17 protein-coding genes are annotated in these 18,768 nt (G+C 43.3%); 3 read left to right on the top strand and 14 right to left on the bottom strand.

The genetic code is table 11. From position 1 onward, the window contains the following. Positions 1-515: 515 nt before the first annotated feature. Positions 516-1,205, bottom strand: coding sequence for an SDR family NAD(P)-dependent oxidoreductase (locus C170_RS21430; RefSeq protein ID WP_036613893.1), 690 nt, complete (start codon positions 1,203-1,205; stop codon positions 516-518). Positions 1,206-1,362: 157 nt separating this feature from the next. On the opposite strand from C170_RS21430, the gene C170_RS21435 reads away from it, so the two are divergent. Beyond that, positions 1,363-1,947 (top strand): TetR/AcrR family transcriptional regulator, encoded by a 585-nt coding sequence (locus C170_RS21435; RefSeq protein ID WP_051447337.1) that lies wholly within the window; start codon positions 1,363-1,365, stop codon positions 1,945-1,947. Between the two features lie 703 nt (positions 1,948-2,650). On the opposite strand, the gene C170_RS21440 is transcribed toward C170_RS21435, so the two are convergent. Together C170_RS21440 and C170_RS21445 are read right to left on the bottom strand one after the other, a co-directional pair. Continuing rightward, positions 2,651-3,610, bottom strand: coding sequence for an L-threonine 3-dehydrogenase (locus C170_RS21440; RefSeq protein ID WP_036613895.1), 960 nt, complete (start codon positions 3,608-3,610; stop codon positions 2,651-2,653). A gap of 36 nt (positions 3,611-3,646) precedes the next feature. Then, the gene (locus C170_RS21445) at positions 3,647-4,837 is read right to left on the bottom strand and encodes a glycine C-acetyltransferase (protein WP_036613896.1); all 1,191 of its coding nucleotides are present in this window, start codon (positions 4,835-4,837) and stop codon (positions 3,647-3,649) included. 297 nt (positions 4,838-5,134) lie between these two features. Here C170_RS21445 and C170_RS21450 point away from each other — a divergent pair, with 297 nt between their 5' ends. Then, complete coding sequence (locus C170_RS21450; protein ID WP_036613897.1) at positions 5,135-5,335, top strand: hypothetical protein; 201 nt, start codon at positions 5,135-5,137, stop codon at positions 5,333-5,335. Positions 5,336-6,001: 666 nt separating this feature from the next. On the opposite strand, the gene C170_RS21455 is transcribed toward C170_RS21450, so the two are convergent. The 9 genes from C170_RS21455 to C170_RS21495 form a co-directional block, all read right to left on the bottom strand. Continuing rightward, a complete protein-coding gene (locus C170_RS21455) occupies positions 6,002-6,760 on the bottom strand; it encodes an AAA family ATPase (RefSeq protein ID WP_442789465.1) in 759 nt (252 codons plus the stop codon). A 188-nt stretch (positions 6,761-6,948) separates the two neighbouring features. Further along, entirely contained in the window at positions 6,949-7,389 is a 441-nt protein-coding gene (locus C170_RS21460) for a hypothetical protein (RefSeq protein ID WP_036613899.1), read from the bottom strand. After that, positions 7,390-7,596, bottom strand: coding sequence for a helix-turn-helix transcriptional regulator (locus C170_RS21465; protein WP_036613900.1), 207 nt, complete (start codon positions 7,594-7,596; stop codon positions 7,390-7,392). 320 nt (positions 7,597-7,916) lie between these two features. After that, entirely contained in the window at positions 7,917-8,354 is a 438-nt protein-coding gene (locus C170_RS21470) for an Imm26 family immunity protein (protein WP_036613901.1), read from the bottom strand. A 32-nt stretch (positions 8,355-8,386) separates the two neighbouring features. Further along, positions 8,387-8,761, bottom strand: a complete 375-nt coding sequence (locus tag C170_RS21475) for a DUF2750 domain-containing protein (protein WP_036613903.1) — start codon at positions 8,759-8,761, stop codon at positions 8,387-8,389. 287 nt (positions 8,762-9,048) lie between these two features. After that, the gene (locus C170_RS21480; protein WP_036613905.1) at positions 9,049-11,097 is read right to left on the bottom strand and encodes a glycoside hydrolase family 16 protein; all 2,049 of its coding nucleotides are present in this window, start codon (positions 11,095-11,097) and stop codon (positions 9,049-9,051) included. Positions 11,098-11,250: 153 nt separating this feature from the next. Beyond that, on the bottom strand, positions 11,251-12,792 hold the full coding sequence (locus C170_RS21485; RefSeq protein ID WP_036613907.1) for a response regulator: 1,542 nt from the start codon (positions 12,790-12,792) through the stop codon (positions 11,251-11,253). Positions 12,793-12,795: 3 nt separating this feature from the next. After that, a complete protein-coding gene (locus tag C170_RS21490; RefSeq protein WP_036613909.1) occupies positions 12,796-14,634 on the bottom strand; it encodes a sensor histidine kinase in 1,839 nt (612 codons plus the stop codon). Positions 14,635-14,707: 73 nt separating this feature from the next. Next, the gene (locus C170_RS21495; protein ID WP_036614016.1) at positions 14,708-16,360 is read right to left on the bottom strand and encodes an extracellular solute-binding protein; all 1,653 of its coding nucleotides are present in this window, start codon (positions 16,358-16,360) and stop codon (positions 14,708-14,710) included. A 198-nt stretch (positions 16,361-16,558) separates the two neighbouring features. Between C170_RS21495 and C170_RS21500 the strand changes: the two genes are divergently transcribed. Continuing rightward, positions 16,559-16,816 carry a GlsB/YeaQ/YmgE family stress response membrane protein gene (locus tag C170_RS21500; RefSeq protein ID WP_036613911.1) on the top strand — a complete coding sequence of 86 codons (258 nt, stop codon included), beginning with the start codon at positions 16,559-16,561 and terminating at the stop codon, positions 16,814-16,816. A gap of 160 nt (positions 16,817-16,976) precedes the next feature. Here the strand turns inward: C170_RS21500 and C170_RS21505 are convergent, their stop codons facing one another. Further along, a complete protein-coding gene (locus tag C170_RS21505; protein ID WP_036613912.1) occupies positions 16,977-17,768 on the bottom strand; it encodes an SDR family oxidoreductase in 792 nt (263 codons plus the stop codon). A gap of 421 nt (positions 17,769-18,189) precedes the next feature. After that, a complete protein-coding gene (locus tag C170_RS21510; RefSeq protein ID WP_036613913.1) occupies positions 18,190-18,636 on the bottom strand; it encodes a GNAT family N-acetyltransferase in 447 nt (148 codons plus the stop codon). Between the last annotated feature and the right edge of the window lie 132 nt (positions 18,637-18,768).

Consider the following 18,768-nt stretch of genomic DNA (forward strand, 5'->3'; position numbering starts at 1 on the left):
ATAATTCTTATATTCTACAATGAAGTGATCTTTTTTGCGTTGTCTTGTCGCACATATTATTTCTTCTCCTCTGGATCGCAACCATTATATGTCTTCACAAGTTTTTGAGTTCGTAAGCTTTTTCTCGAAGTTCCACCGTCTCACGTTCGTAATACACTTTTCCTTTGTGTTCTTCCATTATTATTTTCCAGGAAAAATGATTTTTTTAATTATATAATAGCGAGCTTTCAAGTTAAATCAACTGCCCGTCAGCTTAATGAATTAACAGGCAAAATAACAATTAGATATTAGCCTAATCGGCAATCGGACTATGTTCTTGTCCATTTCGGTAATCGGTACAAGTTCTTGTCTTTGGCTCGGGACAAGAACTTGTACCGAAAAACAAAAAAGCCGCTAAATTAGCGGCTTCTTCATCTCTTTCAAGCGTTTCTTAGCACAAAATATATGCCTAGTTCTAAAGCTCATCTACTTGGTTACAACTGTATGTTATGACCTGCTGACATCATCACCAATGCTTAAAACAGGATGGTTTCGGGGGTAACACCCTTAGGATACTCTTCTTCCCATACGGTTTTCTCTACATAGGCCTGGTACCACATCTCTGCAATTACATCCGGATCATTAATTGCGCCGGTACCTGACTCCTTGATCAATAAACCTAATGAGCGGTGGCCCACAAAAATCCCTTGAGCAGACAATGAAGTATGAAGATTAGTAACATAATTGCGTAACCCTGAAAGAGCAATACCGATATTCCCCATCATGGACACAGGGTACATGGCGGATAATCCTGAGGTAAAGAGCAAGGCTCCCTCTTTCCTGGCGAGCATATCAGGGAGAACCGTATTGACGACATGGATGGCACTAACCACATTCGCCTCAAATGCGTCCCTGGCGTTCTCCGCCGTTAACTCCAATACAGAAGTGGGAGGATAATTGCCTGCTGTTGGACTGAATTCCAACACATCAATCTGACCATACTTTTCTTTCATGTTGGTCATAGCCTGTTCAATCTGTTCCTTGTTAAAAATATCTGCTACGAAATAAGATGCCTCGATACCATCCGCTTTCAGTTCCTCCACCATATCTTGCAGCTTTGCAGCATTTCTTGCAATTAATGCCACTTGGAAGCCGCGCTTGCCAAAGCTCTTCGCAATAGACAATCCTAATCCCTTACCTGCACCAATAATCGCCAGTGTTTTCATTTATGATTCTCCTTTTATGAATGAGTTAGTGAGTTCAATTGACAGTTTTGATTGTAAAACGTACACTTAAACGACTCAATGGTTGATATTGTTCAATATGTTAATTAAACATCACTTTTGATAAATTCGACTATTATTTATGGAGGGGAAGCACGAATTGGGTAAAGATAAAGTGGATCTGCGCATTCTCAAAACGCGGAAAGCCATTAAAGAAGCGTTTCTGAGATTAGTACAAACCAAAGGCTATGAACGAATTACTGTGCAGGACATTGCCAAAGAAGCGATGATAAATCGCAACACATTTTATTTGCACTATGTAGATAAACCTCAATTCATGGAGAAGTTATTTCAGGAAAACGTGGAGAGTTTAAATGCTTGCTTAAGCCTGGAAGTGAGTTCAATTCATGAGATGGATAAAGATATGTTTGCGACCATGTTAAAAACGATTTTCGACGATATTGAAGCCAATATGATATTCTTTAAGACAATGATCACTCAAAATATTTATCCAAACTTCTCCGTTTACTTGAAAGAGGCTTTTAAAACGATCATTTTTTCGGGAATCGGCGATCATCGCCACGATGAGAAGATAAAAATTGGCATCGAATACATGATATCTGGATTGGTAGGAGTAATTTGTCTCTGGATAGTTGAACCGGAGAACTACAGGGTAGATAACTTTATCGAGCAACTGAGTGAAATTCACTATTCTAACATGGTTGACTTGCTGAAGGATACTTGATAATAAACTAGTATGATCTGAACAGAAAGGCTATTCTTGCCGAATCTGATCTGGCTCGACTCCCTGCTTAGATCTGTCAGAACTAGGCAGGCATAGAATAATGTTTGCAGCCGAGAGAGTTCAGGTTGGTAGGATGGCCCGCCTGTTTCACCATACTTTGAATCAACTTGCTTAATGGGTAATTACCACCACTACAAAGCAGAATATCCCCGTTAAGTATAAATTCTCACTTACATACAATTGATTTCATTAAACCGAAGATTATTTATAATCCATATTTTGTAAAATTAATCTTAATCCAAAATAGCAAATAATCGGTTGCTTCCTTTATGATGTTGAGCTTGAATGCGGCAAGTGTCTTTTTGTACTTATGAAATTTGCATTCACGATCTTAGGTGGAACCCCTAAGCACATATTCGCGTCCCGATGGTTGGCGCAGATTGATTGGCCTTTACCAGAAAAAAACTTATTTTCAAAAAAAACGTTATTCCACGCGAATTCTTAAATTCATTTGCTTTTTTCTTGCCACATGATCTTCATCATGATGCTATTTAGATAGATACCTAATCCGTAATGACACAATGTTCTTGTCCCTCGACAGTTTTTTTATAAATTCCCCTTTCTTGCAGTAAAAAAGCAATTCGGATTTAATCCGAATTGCTTTTTTTAGCGATGTCACTCTTCGATCGAATTCATAATAACTTTAAGCCTTGCGAAGCATTTGTCTCTCGCTTAGATGTGAAAGCATATCCTTCGTCATGGCCTTCAGGTCGTAGCGAGCATGAAATCCCCATTCTGTTTTCGCTGCCGTCGCATCAATGGAATGCGGCCAGCTATCGGCAATCGCCTGTCTCTTTGGATCAACGTCATAATCGAGGATAAAGCCGGGAAGCTCATCCCGAATCGCTGCAGCGATCGCCTCCGGATCCACGCTCATTGCGGTGACATTAAATGAATTTCGGTGCATCAACCGGGAAGAATCCGCTTCCATCAAATCGATGATAGCGTTCAGGGCATCCGGCATATACATCATGTCCATGTTTGAGTCCTTGGCGATATAAGATGTATATCGGCCAGCCGTCACGGCTGCGTAATAAATTTCCACGGCGTAATCCGTCGTTCCTCCGCCGGGAGGCGTCATATAAGATATCAAACCCGGGAATCGCAGTCCCCTAGTATCCAGGCCGTATTTGTGAAAATAATAATCACAAAGCAGTTCGCCGGACACTTTGTTCACGCCGTACATCGTATTGGGCCTCTGGATCGTATCCTGAGGGGTATTGTCTTTCGGAGTCAAAGGACCAAAAGATCCAATGGAGCTTGGAGTGAAAAATTGGCAGCCGAGCTCCCTGGATATTTCAAGTGCATTCATCAATCCACCCATATTCAAATTCCAGGCAAGTAGCGGTTTCTCCTCTGCGGTAGCCGACAGCAGCGCAGCCAAATGGATAACGGTATCAACTTCGTACCGCTTGGCGATTTCGAACATCGCCTTATCATTCGTCACGTCCAGCAGCTCGAATGGCCCCGATCGGGTAATTTCGTGGGCTGATGACCTGAGATCCGTAGCAACGACGTGATCCGCACCATAAATTTCACGTAATTTAACAACTAACTCAGAACCGATTTGGCCCAGTGCTCCGGTCACCAAAATCTTGTTCATAAGACATTCCTCCCGAAATGTACTCCCGCGAATGAGCTAAATCAGCTTCATTTCCTTGCCAACTTTCTCATAAACGGAGATCACCTGGTCGAGCATCTCCTTGGTATGGGCAGCTGTCGGCATGTTGCGTATTCTTCCGGTTCCTTTCGGAACCGTCGGAAACAGGATTGCCTTGGCGTAAACGCCTTCTTCATAAAGCCGTTTGCTGAACTGTTGGGTGGTTACTTCATCGCCAATGATACAAGGTGTGATCGGAGTTTCGCTTTGGCCTACATCATATCCAAGCCGGCTCAAGCCATTTTTCAAATCATTGCCGTTCTCCCACAGCTTCTCGATCAGCTCTTTGTCATTCATCAAAATGTCGACAGAAGCGCTGCAAGAAGCGATTGCAGCCGGAGGTAGCGATGTCGAGAACAGAAACGGACGGCTTCTCAGCTTCAACCATTCGATCAGTTGTTTTTTACCCGCCACATAACCGCCGACAACGCCAATCGCCTTGGAAAGAGTACCAATTTGAAAGTCAATGCGGTCGGACAATCCAAAATGCTTCACGGTTCCCGCACCTGCTCCGAGAACGCCCGAACCGTGGGCATCATCCACATAAGTAATCAGATCGAATTCTTCTGCTATTTTCACGATTTCAGGCAGCTTTGCTATATCACCATCCATGGAGAAAACCCCGTCGGTGATGACCATAATTTTATGGTATTGACCAGATTCCTTGGCATCTTTCGCCTGTTGTCTTAAATCATTCATATCCGAATGCTTAAAGCGAATCACCTTGGCTCTCGACAGGCGGCAGCCATCAATAATCGAAGCGTGGTTCAGCTCATCTGATAAAATCGCATCATGCTGGTCCATTACCGCGGATATAGCAGCCATATTGCAGTTAAATCCCGATTGATACACGATAACGGCTTCCGTTTTTTTGAAACGGGCCAGTTTTTCTTCAAGCTCAATATGAAGATCCATCGTACCATTAATTGTTCTCACAGCCCCTGCGCCTGCCCCGTATGTCTGCGACGCCTTAACTGAAGCATCAATCAGGCGGTGATCTGTTGCCAGTCCCAAATAGTTATTGGAAGACAAATTGATTAAGGACTTTCCGTTGATACGAATAACAGGACCATTTGCACCCTGCAGCGTATCGATGACGTTATATAGACCTTTAGTCTTTAGATCTTCGATGTTCGAACTTAAAAATTGGTCCAATGCTTGACTTGACATTCCATTCCCTCCTCGATATACGCATGTCCTCGTACAGGAGACACAGTATTCTTCAAAAAAACCTGTTATAAAAGGAAATAAACTAATTTCAATGTATCATCATTTTTATTTTTTGTACACATGTGGCGGACAAAGAATAAAAAAATCCGCAAAAAACATAGCGATTGCTTCCCCATTCTCGGAAGCAATCGCTACTAAATCTTTGCTATACTTTTTGTTACATTCTATACTAATTCATCATGTATTAAACTATTATTATGCAATGAGAAACTCTATTTCAACCTGTGAGGTGATTTGATGAACAAGATTTTAGCGATCTCGATTTTGGGAATGGGTTTAACAGGTGCTGTTTTAATCGTCTCAATTGCTCTGTTGTTTAACCCCCCAATAGGAAGTGTGTTGAAGATGGTTACTGTTGCTTCAACATTATCTTTTATTATATTTGCTGTTTCGGCTTTGATATTTCGTCGGCGATTAGATGATGAAAATAGTGAGTAGTATATTTATACTTCCTCGATTTAGGACGAATGCTTCGCAGTTACAATCCTAACAATGTTTCTGCTTATCTTCAGAAAATAATGAAACATGCATCCCCCCCTACAAGCACCCATGCTAGAAAATAGAATCTTCTGTTTTAAAATATATAGAAGCAGTGGCTTTATATCCTTATTTTTCCATAACAGTCCAATATAGTTGTACCGTTCTTCCTGTTCGATCCGTTGTTTCTCTGTGTAGAGCGTTTGAATGGTTCTACAAAGTCACTTCTACTAAGCTTACAGCATGTAGATACTCAGCATCACCAAAATTACCGATCGGACTGTGAAAAATAAAAACGTCACTTTGTTGGGCAACACCCACTGTTTTCCCTTTATATCCAGGTACGTGATCGCTGACCTGCACTTGGGGCGTCCTAGTCTACGGAGGAGCCCTTTTTCGTGATTTAAATACTCATACGTAAACATATACAAAAAAGGATCGTTAGCATTTCTGCAACGATCCCTGTTGTCAGTCCGCTAGTTGAAATCAGCAGATGATCAATTTGATGCCTTATTAAGTTTGATTAAGCTAACGTTTCCCGGTAGCTTAATCTCGACAATAGATCGCTTTCTTTGTAACGATCTCTCTTAAGCTTTTAGATTCCATAGGATAGTAGTGGAATTAATCTTAAGCTTCTTCAAATAACTCTCTGAGCATCCGATCCTTGTTATTTACAAACTCTTTCATAATCATATAATGGTCGGTTTCTTCCAATACTTGGACCTCGATACCATCCGGCTTTAGATTGTAAATAATCGAATCTGGATATGCCATAAGGATTGGGGAATGGGTCGCAATTATAAATTGAGAGTTTTGCAAAACAAGTTCATGGATTCGTGTCAGCATCGCCATTTGGCGAAGGGGAGACAATGCAGCCTCAGGCTCATCCAGTATATATAATCCATTCTCTCCGAACCGATGAATGAAAGTGGAAAAGAACGACTCTCCGTGCGATTGCTCATGCAAGGATTTGCCACCGTACGAATCTTTAATAGGGCGAATAGGGCGACCGAATGAAGGTTGACTGTCCAACTCATCGATCGTTGTGGCTAAATTATAATAACTCTCTGCCCGGAAGAAGAAGCCATCCCTCGGGCGTCGCGGACCTCTGATCAATTGTATATATTCATATAAACTCGAGTGAGTAGCCAGGGTTGAGAAGGAAAAGTTGATCGTCCCACCCTCCGGGTTAAATCCCCATGCGACAGCAATGGACTCCATCAGTGTTGATTTGCCCATTCCATTTTCACCTACGATATAGGTTACCTTGGGGTGGAAATCAAGAGTATTTAGGTTTCGAATGACCGCCAAATCAAAGGGGTAACGATTATAGGTGGGTACTTGTTGCCTCTTAAGCTGAATTTGTCGTAAATAGGGATGCTGTATTTTAATATAGTTCACTCCCTTTTAAGCCTTTGATCGTTATGCTTACCTTTATTGGGAAACGCTGACTCATGTTAGTCTCACCCTTTATTTTACTCCATCAAACAAATAATACCATATACCGAAAATAACCTGTCCGTAAATCGATATCCGGTAAACATCCACCTCTCTCCACTGCTTTGATCTAAACCTTAAATTTTTCTCGCATAAAACATCCACAGTGCAAAAAATACGATTAAAACAAATAATAAGCAAGTTAGTAAGGTATAGAATATCAAGGGATTAAAGAAACCGGCGATCACGGAGGCAATGCCCATACCAATGAGAATGATTGCTGTGCTGAGTGTGCCGGCTCTCTGGAGTATCATTACACTCCGCTCGTCATTCTCCTCAATATACTGCTTCTTCAGCTCGGCTTCATTATTACTGGCTTTTATATACCTGACGAGGAAAAAAGCGACGGCCACTTCAACCCCGATAAAAGCGCCTGTGTGAAATCCCTTTATAAAACTAGGTAAATCGGGTAGTCCACCTCGGTAAAATATAAGTCCTACATAGATCAATAGGGTAGCAGCCGCTACCAGTGACAGTACGTTTTTGCGAGTTTTTACTTTAATCTTGTACTTGTCCATTTACATTTCCTCCACTTCGCTGAAATCAAAAACATCTTCAATGGCGAGTCCAAAAAAGTTGGCAATTTTGTAAGCAAGAATAAGGGAAGCCGTGTATTTTCCCCTTTCAAGAGAGGTAATGGTTTGCCGGGTAACACCAACAATTCGTCCCAGCTCTTCCTGTGACAGCTTATGCTGCTTACGCAGTTCTGCAATTCTTGTCTTCAAGTGATCACGTCCTTGCAATGTTTACTTTACATTTTTAGCATAGTTCACTTTGCATTATGTGTCAAGTTCACTTTGCATTACTTACATCTGAATGCAAAACAAGCCAAACCCCTCTTTGTAAAAGGAGGGCTTGGCTCGGTTGATTTTGTTTATATAAGATGCCAGAAGAGTGTACTTTAACAGAGCAAATGGTTGAAGCGCTTGGTGTTACCCCTATAGAAACGTATGTAGGCCGTGACTTAATGTTAGTATTGGAAAGTGAAAAAGCGGTTTAAACCGCTACACCTGATCTCTGGAACCATAGATGGTATACTCGTACACTATTTATTCGGGTCTCGGTGCCGCTTATCATCTCCCATTATTCTATCAACAATATGATGGGCTTCCCAAACAGCCGCAATCTCTAATCCTTCGCATTCTTCGCTTTTAGAAGGTCTAATCTCTCCCATATGATAAGTCAAATATTCTCCTGATATCTTATCAATGATACAGGCAGGTGGGGGCCAAGCCTCTTCTTCATCCGGGAACGGACGATTTTCAACGACCCGCCAATCACCTGATTTCAGTACATCATCATATACACCCACGATAAATTGGTATTCCTCTTCTTGAGGTATCTCTTCTATCGTGTCACTTATCACATTATAGATTGCAATGCTGGCATCTTTAAGCCTTCTCCCAAAGGCAAACTTAGCGTTAGGCAGAGGTATAGCGTAGATATCACCCAATTTTATTCGTTTACGTCTCGTATTTTTCACGGTTTTCCAAACTCCTTCGTTGAGGTTTTAAGTTAGTATTTTTCAAGTTCTGTCTTTAAATCCTCAATTAGTATATCGACTTCTAATACAGCAGAATCAGCATTATTTAAGAATATTGAAGGTTTAAAACCCTCTTTTTTAAAATTGGGTAGAAAATCGTCTATGAACTCGTACAAATCCATACTTTTACTTGAGTAAATTTCCCAACCATCAGTTGCACAGTATTCCGCGAATTCTTTCTTAGGCCAAAATGGAAGTGATTTATTACCTTTTTCATCTTCAGTAACTGACCAACCATTCTCATAAAGCCCCCACACTTCTTCTGAATCCACTACTTTTTTGATGAAGTATTCATAACGAATATTTGCAGGGAGGTTGATGACTGATTCAAATTCTTTCTGATTCATATTTCCTCCTAATGATGTATCTTATTTTTCCATTATTATTGTATCTATGTTGCGTCTAGGAATCATTTTCTGGTTATTCAGGTAACCAGTATGTTACCTATGTTTTTGTCCTTCGACAAGAGTTGCAGCCGATGAACTAAATTATCAAGTCTAAATTTAAACGACCGATTCCCAGGTAGAAATATTGGGAATCGGTCGTAAGCCTATTTTAGAGTATGAGATTTCAGGTCCGGTTTGCCCAGCATCTGTTCCATCTGATCTTCATTCGCTCTATCCGAAATCGCAAATCACTGTTCTTTATACACGCGCACATAATCCACTTGCATCGTCGCCGGGATATCGGAGGCGTTCGGGGTACGGCCGCCGTCAAAGTTTCCGCCGACTGCCAAGTTCATAATGAGGTAGAACGGCTCATCGAAAGGTGCATTCGGATTATTCGGTGCAGCTGCGGAATACCACTGCTCGTTAGTGACTTTATAGTAAAACTTGCCGTCTACATACCATTTAATGTTGTCCTCTTCCCAGACTACCGAGTATACATGATAATCATTGGCAAAAGTTTGCCCCTCCGGGAAGTGATAATCGCCGCCGGAATACTGGTTCCCGGGCCATTGTCCACCAAAGTGTATGGTACCGCTTACTGATCCAGGCAGACGGCCTCTCGCTTCCATAACATCAATTTCACCTGATGCAGCCCAAGTGCCGTATACTGAATCTTTTGGAAGCATCCACAGTGCTGGCCATACACCATCACCTGTAGGAAGCTTGGCACGAAAATCGACTCTGCCGTATTTCAAGGACAGCTTATCCTTGGTGTTAATCTTTCCCGAAGAATACTGTGCATACCGATTCGGGTCTTGTGGGAAAGATTTGCTATCGTTCATGGCTTTGATATTCAGCTTCCCGTCCTGTACATAAACATTTTGAGTGCTGTTTGTGTAGTGCTGCAGTTCTGCATTTCCCCATCCCCAAGTACCGGGATCGTTATTGAGATAATATCCTGTTTCATAGTTCCATTTATTTGTATCCAGCGTAGTTCCGTTGAATTCATCCTGCCAAATGAGGTTCATGCCCGCGATTGCCGGGTCGGTTGGCGTTCCGATTGAGATATCCTCTTGATCGGATACATCCGGACGCGGGGCATTTGGATTGCCGATGAAGGTATAGTTGACGAAGTTGTTGCCGATATTTCCACCCGCCTGTCCGTTCAGCGGATATCCGATACGGATCTGCATATTTTCTTGGATTGGCTGGAACCAAAGACCATAGATATAATCGGCCCAGTAACCCCACTGGTCGGCATCGGACATATTGTTATACCCATTACCGGAGTATGCAAATTTGCTCTGGCTGGAGTTACTCAAATCAACCCATTGCCCATTGATGTTAATCTGGTATACGAAGTTGCCTAGTTCCTTGGCGATTGGCGCGCCCCCATCAATTTTGGGAAGCGGAACCCCAATGGAACCATTCGCATCTGCTGTGAAGGTTGTTCCTTCGTATGGCGTAATGACATATGAATTTCTTGTAGGTTCATTAAACGTAATGGTATAAACAAGGTTAGTTGAAGAAGTCTTTGATTCCAATTTGACATTGATCGACTCCGTTACGTTAAACCAGTACCCACCGCCGCCATCCGTGAATTGGCCAAAATTGTGATCGTAGATCCATCCGCTGGCTGCGTTATTGTCAATATCAATCCAGGTGTTGCTGTTTACAGGTTTGACATATACCTTCAAATCATCCGCAACAGCTTCATAAGTGACCGCAGAATTATTGTTGAACGTTGGATATGTAAAGCCTGCACCGCCTGTGAAACTTGCTGTGATTTGTGGACCTTGTGTCGCATTCATCGCTGTGATAGTTGTTTTGTTGATGTTTTGGAATACAAGTTGATACTCCAGTTTAACACCATTCGCTTTGGAGTACAGTTGGATCTCCGTTGTTGCGGAGAGGGTGAACCAATAACCATTGAAGCCGCCATCGCTCCAGTGCCCCCAGTTTTGGTTATAGATATAACCGCCTGCCTGGTCGATATCAACCCAGTTGTTGCCCACTTTTACATTAACGCCTACATCACTGTAAACATCATTCCATGTCGCGGAGCCTCCATTGAACTTAGGCATAACAAATCCGTAGCTGGCCTTGCCAACCCCCGATTTTGAAATAACAGGCCCGTCTACTGGTGAGAAGTACTCCATTGAGGTTACGGTAGTTCCCGCTGCCTGAACCTTTGAAGGTGGCAGTATGCCAATACTAGCCAGCATCACAACCACAAGGAACATACCGAGTACCTTTTTCATAAACCGTTTCGCCGCAAAGTGAGATGGTTTCATGATAGTCCTCCTTTAATAAAATATTAGCTTCTCCCAATCCATGCGCATTAAGGAAATCGCTTACATGAAGGGGTATCTTTATTCTATCGAATAGATTAATTCGCTGAAAAGGTACAATTGTTTTTGTGGTATCCCATTTTTTTGGCTTTTGATTCAATCTGCCTTCTGCCGCATCATCTGTCGGTACTCTGTGGGTTGGATCTGCATCACAAGTCGGAACGCGCGTGTAAAGCTTTTATAGCTTTCATAGCCAACCATAGCAGCCACCTCCACAATTTTATGATCGGTTTCGGCGAGAAGCCGCCGCGCTTTATCCAGACGCACATCTCGTAGGTATTCAGCAAAACCTTTACCAATATTCTTCTTAAACAGATTTGAAAAATAAGCATAATTAAGCGATACATGATTGGATACCATCGCGAGGTCCAGCGGTTTGTGGTAACTCTCGTGTATAAAACGAATGGCTTCATTTAGATCCTGCGAATGGCGATAGCTGCACTTATAGTCATAATATAACTGATTCAACCGAAGCAGCTGCTGTTGCAGTGCTTGTATATACTCACGCATCCCTTGATAATCAAAGAGATTACGCAATGATTCAAGGTCCAGCACTTCTTCCCCCATATAAGGGTGGATAACTCGTTCGTATTCCTCCATCATCTGAACGGTGGCGGCGCAGAGCTGTTGGGTATAGCGAATAGGATAGCGTTGCAGCACCTTTTTGTGAAATATTGCAGAAATACCCTGAGTAATTGTTCCGCTGTTATCTGTTCCAATCGACTGGAACAGTTCATATAAGTCTTCATAGGGAAGTTGCCACTGCTGTTCCATATGCTCAATATGTGCTGGGAAGATACTGTACTGATCAGGAAACAGATAACTGTGGCGATAGAGCTCAAGTACTTGGGTATAGCTGTCGGGTAGTTCTTTTAACCCCTGAATCGGGTTAGTCATGGCCGTTATGGCATTGATCTTTCCTTCCTTGAGCGCTGCAGGCAAAACACTTGAATCTATGGACGCATCCACCGCAAGGATCAGGTAGGGGCGATGTTGCAGGCAAATACAACCTTGTCTACCAAACACACGATAAGCAATGACTTCCATGCTATGGGCGCTGCTGGCTCCGGGCTGGTTAATGTAAACTTCTTCCCGCAGCAGGGCTAGACGATAATTACGCCATAACGCATCATTTTGTTCCTCAATCTGAAGGATCCATGCGTCATCACTTAACGCACCTTGCATAAACATTCTTAATTCTTTACGATCGGTCTCTTGGGCGAGGCGGGATACACGCTGCATATTATGCGTAAGTGCCTGCCGTGTCTGGATCTCTTGCCATACATGCTCCAGGGAATGTTGCAGATCCTCTCGCTTCAAAGGTTTGAGCAAGTAACCCTTTGCACCAAGCCCGATCGCTTTTTGGGCATATGTAAAATCACTATAACCGCTGATAATGAGGTATTCCACATCCATGTATTCCTCTGTGGTTTGAGCCATGAGCGTCAACCCATCCATATCGGGCATCCTAATATCGGTAATAACGATGTGAATGCAATGCTGCCGCAATAGGCACAGCGCCTCAATCCCACTCGCGGCACAGTATATGTTGTTCAGCTCCAGAGGAAATTGATGCAGCATGGCCTGCAGGCCGTCACGAATGTGTTTTTGATCGTCCACAATCAGGATATTAATCATGCTCTACCACCCTCCAAGATTTACATTTTCCCAAGGCAAGCGTATCGTTACGCAGGTATATGCACCTTGCACACTATCAATCCAAAGACCGCAATTCTTGCCATAATGAAGCTGCAATCGCTTATTCACGTTTTCCAAACCAAGTCCGCTCCTGCTTGTAACCATCGGTGTATCCGATTCGCTCCTCAGTAATGCCTGAAGACGGTGTAACATCTCAGGCTCTAACCCCTTTCCGTCATCTCTTATGTTAATGAAAAGCAGACCGTCATTCTCCACAGAAAAGGTAATCTCTATAGTTACCCTGCCGCCTGAAGGTGCCCCGTGATGAACTACATTTTCAACGATAGGCTGCATACACATCTTGGGAATGGCGTAGCGAAGTATCTCCTGAGGAAGATCCGCCGTCATAACGATACTGCCGCCCTCCATAAAGTTGATAAATTCAATATAATTTTGGATATTGGCAAGCTCCTCACGAAAAGCAACAGTATCGCTGCGCCACTGCATGCTGTAACGTAGCTGGGAGCCCAACGACACCAATGAATTGGCTATAGCAGGCTGCCTCTGTACCTCTGCCACCATACGGATCGATTCCAGGGCGTTATATAAAAAATGAGAATTAATCTGCGAATGCAGGGAATGCAACTGTGCGTTTTTGGCAATTAACTGTTTATCCACGACCTGTGTCATTAGACGTTTGACCTCATGTAACATTTTATTGTAATTCACCGCCACCTCATCGATTTCATCCCCTCTTTCGTTCTCATCAAGGCCTGTATCAATCATTGAATCCAGCTCGCCTTTCCGTACCTGACGCATGGATACCAGTACGCTGTCCAACCGCCGGAAAATACGCCGCGTCGTTTGGGATACAAGTAGCATAATCAGCAGCAATACACATAATGTAATCGTTACCACAAATGCATACCAACTGCGCGGCCCCTTCATCAATGCCTGATGGGAAGCAATCTCGACCACATAAGTGTTCAACGGAGCGATGTATCGATACAATGCATAGAAGCTCTGACCACCCACCTTAACCAGAAGTGGGTTTTCCTGCGGCACTATATCCAGCTGGTGATAAATACTGCCAAGGATCTCCTCCATCCCCTGCCCGTACTTCTCAGAAAACTCATGCTGGGGATTGTAAACATACTGGGGAGGATCACTTGCGTTCATCAATACCGAAAAGAAGTCCCCCTTGCTCTCCTGGAGCAGGTCGCTGAAAAACATGCTGTGCGGGACTCGCACTTCCATAATACTAGGGCGCTTTTGTTCCTGCCCTTGAAGGCGAACCAGACGATAGTAGGATAAAGTGTGTTCACCATCCCTAAAAGAAAATAAACGGTAAGCCGCACCACCTTCGTCCCGTAGCTTTATCCAATAATCCTGCGGCCAAAATTTCTTATAATGATAGATTTCAGGCCAGATTTCATACAAGTTTGGGTTATCAACGTAAAAGCTAAGCTCACTGATCATCGCATTGCTTTGAATGATATTAAGCATTTGCTCAAACTGGTTCTGCTTAAACTTCACCAGACGCAGTCCATCCACAAGCATATTGGAATGAATAAAATCCACAAATGACTTTTGAGTAAGGGCTGTATTGGAAGCGTTCTCAATCATGTCCATTCTTCTGCGCAATTGTTCATTCAGCCATGAAACGTGGCTGTTGCCCGTTGCCATAGCATCCTTATATAGCTGGGTTTCTTGCATGCGGATATACACAAAGGATATCAAAATAACAGGTATGGCAATCATCAGGCTAAATGCCAGAAACAGCTTTTGGGATATACGGGCATTGCGATATAGCTTCCTCAATCTCGTTAGTAGGTATTTCATTCTAATGTATTCACCACCTTTGTTATACCATATATTACTAGTTAGCTGATAATTAACAATGTAGTAGGAATGGTTATCTGGCTATCTTGGCTTTCCGCAGTTCCAGTTCAGCTTGGCGATATTCCATCACCTGGTTAAAGCCGTAGTTCACACGACGTATCAGAAAATTCTCAAAAATTTTGTCAAAGGCAGCTTCATCCTTCGCTGTAATCAGTTCTGGCAGTACTTCTTCCCAATTCTGAGAAATACGTGACCAGGCTAACGCTATATCGGAATCCCCTATAGGATCTAGTCCCTTATAGATGCCGCTGTCCAGGTCGGCCTGTTGGTTGGCGAACTCCTCCATTTGCTTAATGGATGGGGCATTCTCTGGTCTCCACTTGTTAACGAAAGCAGGGTTTCGCAGCATCCAGTAGGTATCCATAATGCCATATTCCTTTTCCAGCCGCTCCCTATCCGTGTCATGCAACTGAACCATTGCCGCTGTCAACTGCGGTTTGCCGTTCTTCATCTCCCAGGTTTCACCTTCTTTGCCCAAAAATAAATCCTTTTGGCCTTCTTCGCTGGCCAGATAGGTCAAAAATCGAATGGCCCGTTCAGGGTTTTCCGTGGATCTGCTAATCATCGTAACCATCCAGCCATCCATGCTGCCGGGAAACAGTTTGGCGGATTCCCCCCTGCTGCTCCGGGGTCCATCTACAGCGATATAGTATGAACTCTGATTCGTAAGGACTTCCAATTTCGAATTGAGGTCCGATATGTCTGTCCATTCCCGAATCATCATAAAATATTGGGCATGGTTGGTTTTTTCCTGCACCTGCGCACTGGAGTCGACCAGAAAATCAACATTAATCAGGCCCTGCTCGTAAGCGGTACGAAATGTTTTCAGCCACTCCATATAATCGGGATCTGTCATTCGGTCGTATACTTTACCGTTCTGTTCATGGGGGATCGCAAGCAGATTTTGCAAATATTCGGTCAACCCATAGGATGCATTCCCCTGTGCCCAAAACGGACTGATCAGCTGACCTTTATAAACAGAATATTGATTCTTCAGCAGTTGCAATGCATTTAAAAAACCTTTTGGTGTGGTAAGGTCCGGTTTGTCCATCGACTCATACAGATCTTTACGTACGAGAAAGGTTTGGTTCGCTCCCGTCAAGCCGGTTGAACGCATCTGTTCGGGACTGTACGCATCATTGGGAATGATATAGGTATGGCCGTCTTCCTGCCGATACCATTGTAGAGCACCATCACCTGCTACCTTGTAAAAGTAAGGATCATACTGGTCGGCTAGCTCATCCAGGGCATAGACGAGATTACTCTCCCGAAGTTTGTTAACCGCACTCTCCCAGGAGCCGATGGTTATCAGATCCGGCAGACTACCGGTCGTCAACATTCGTGATAACATCTCGCTTGGTTCACCAGTTGATACTTCAAATTCGATATTGACCCCTGTTTTTTGGGTGACATATTTGGAAGTCAGGCTCTCACCCCAAGTATGCCCGTACCATTCGGCTCCAACGAACCACGTTAGATTCACGGGGGTGGTATCCAGCTTCCATGACGGTTCTTCCAGATTCAGATTAAGGCTCTGTATCTGCTCCGTGAAGTCAGCCTTTGTCGAAGCACCCTTATCTTCCGATTGCTCTGACTCAGAACAAGCAGACAAGCCTGACATCAGACTCATCATCAACAAGGCTAAAATAAAAGGACTTCGAAACATAAACACCTGAGCGCCTCCTTTCTATACTGGCCATCTCCATCCCCATCTGCACCAGCATTCATACTAGTGGTGGTACAACCGATTTTACTACCCTTGGATTAAAATGGAAATGGTTTAGTGGACGATTCGCAGATGATCCGCAACATTCCCCCTAACGAAACATAACTTGTAATAAATCAATGGAAGGGAGACCAATTCGTGTATTTAATCTGGATACTTATTGTCGGTGGGCTAATTGGCTGGTTAAGTGGAAATCTGATTGGACGGGACGTGCCGGGAGGCGTACTTGGAAATATCATTGCTGGCTTTGTTGGATCGTGGTTAGGGTATGAACTGTTGGGACCGAGGGGGCCTGTGGTGGGTGGATTTCATATCATACCCGCGATCGTCGGGTCAATCATTGCTCTCTTGATTTTCTATGCTCTGGCGCGCGCTGGAGCGTTTCGAAGACGTTAAAAAGGCGGAGACGACAAGTTTTACCCAATTGATTGGGTATTGACGTAAAGCTTCTTTCGCCACCGTTGCATCATCTTCTTCACAAAGCGTAGTTTCCACCCGGTAGTCGAATAAAGCCGCCGATCCTGTTGATCGGCGGCCTCCTTTGGTTTTATGGAAATTAGAAACCACCTCTAGAATGAATGATTTGTCCGGTGATCCATTGAGAATCGTCGCTTGCGAGAAAAGCAATCAGACGGGATACATCTTCAGGAAGACCGATCCTGCCCATCGGAAATCCCGGTAGCAAAGATTTTTTCACTTCTTCCGACATCCAACCCGTATCGGTAGGACCGGGATCAACCGCATTCACAGTAATGTGAAACGGAGCCAGTTCAGCAGATAGACATTCGGTAAAGGTGGAGACAGCGCCTTTTGTTGCGGCATAAGCGAGATTGCCAGGCATCGGCCCCTTACCTTGACCGGACGTGAGGTTGATGATCCGGCCGCCGCAAAGGTCCTGATGGACGGCCAGTTCAACCTCCAGCATACGCGCAAATTCGGCCGATAGCATGAATGTACCTCGAATGTTCATTGCACAGTGCGCATCGATCAATGATGCATTTAATTGACGGAAATCAGCTGCTACACTGTAGGTAGCGTTGTTGACGAGAATGGTCGGCAGCCCGAGAGCCGATCGGCATGCATCAAGCAGTTGCGCTGGAGAATTGGGATCGGTAAGATCGACCTCCATATGCGCTACCTTAACGCCATAGGAGCGAAGTTCTTCGGCAAAGAAATCCGGCCAGTTTTTGTCGGCATCCCCCGGATTCTCTGTTTTATCGTAATCGTACAGATGGGTATAGAACACATTAGCGCCTTCTTGTGCCAACGTGCGGCAGACAGCGGTTCCAATACCTCCGGGGCGGCTTGTGCCTGTCACAATAGCGGTTTTTCCGTATAGTTTGGTCATTTTATTACCTCCGTTTAATAAGGGAGGGAGAAAACCATTTTTCATTGGAGATGGAATTATCCTAGGTATAACAAAAAGCGGATACATCAAGTATCCGCGCCCGGGTTTGATTCAAACGGTTCCTCGCGTCCCTTGAATGATTGCGGATCGGCATCACAAACCAGGCGTGTGGTTATAACCAAAACACCAAGTCGAGCGATCCAGTTTAGATAATCATTACAAGGAAGTCCACATGGTCCGGCGAGTCCCCTTTCCTACATCTCCACTTCAAATATTACGAGTCAGACTCAATTACTGTCAAGACAAATACATGGGATTACATTTCCAGTGAAAATGGTTGGGTGGTCAAGCATCCTGCTAACCTGCAGACTGTTCACTTTTTTGAATGTAACTTTATGTTCGATTTTTACAACTTCAATTCTTACAACTTCAATTCATATCGTATATCAGGTAAATTCTCTTCATTTTCTTGTCCTCTACCAGTAATTTCAAACCCATTATTCTCATAAAATTTTTGGGCATCTTTATTCACTTCAAATGTATATAAAGTTAATTTTCCATTTGCTTGTGCTTTTGCTTTATTAAGCAAGGTTCGCCCTATTCCATTCCCTTGATAATCAATATGAATATAAAGTTGGCTTATCTCAGTTTCACTATAGGCAATCATTCCAACTACTTTTTCATCAATTAACGCTAAATCTATTTGATACTGTTTAGATAGTATATGATTTAAAAAATATAGATGGTTTTCGAAGCTATGGGTTTCAGCCTGACCAATTGCCCGTTCCTTACTATCTCTCCACATTTTCACTGTATGTTCAGCATACTTGGGATTATAGTTAGATATTTTAATTTCAAGTTTGTTCATTAATATACCGCCTTAAATAGAAAGATTTTCAAACGATGCAGTAATGACTTGAAAAATATCTTCTTGATCCAAGATTTCCGTTCTATTGTAAGTAATAATTCCTGATGAGAAATCAATGTCATCAGTGTTCTA

Origin of the sequence: Paenibacillus sp. FSL H7-689 (assembly GCF_000517905.1) — a bacterium.
Taxonomy (GTDB): Bacteria; Bacillota; Bacilli; order Paenibacillales; family Paenibacillaceae; genus Paenibacillus; species Paenibacillus amylolyticus.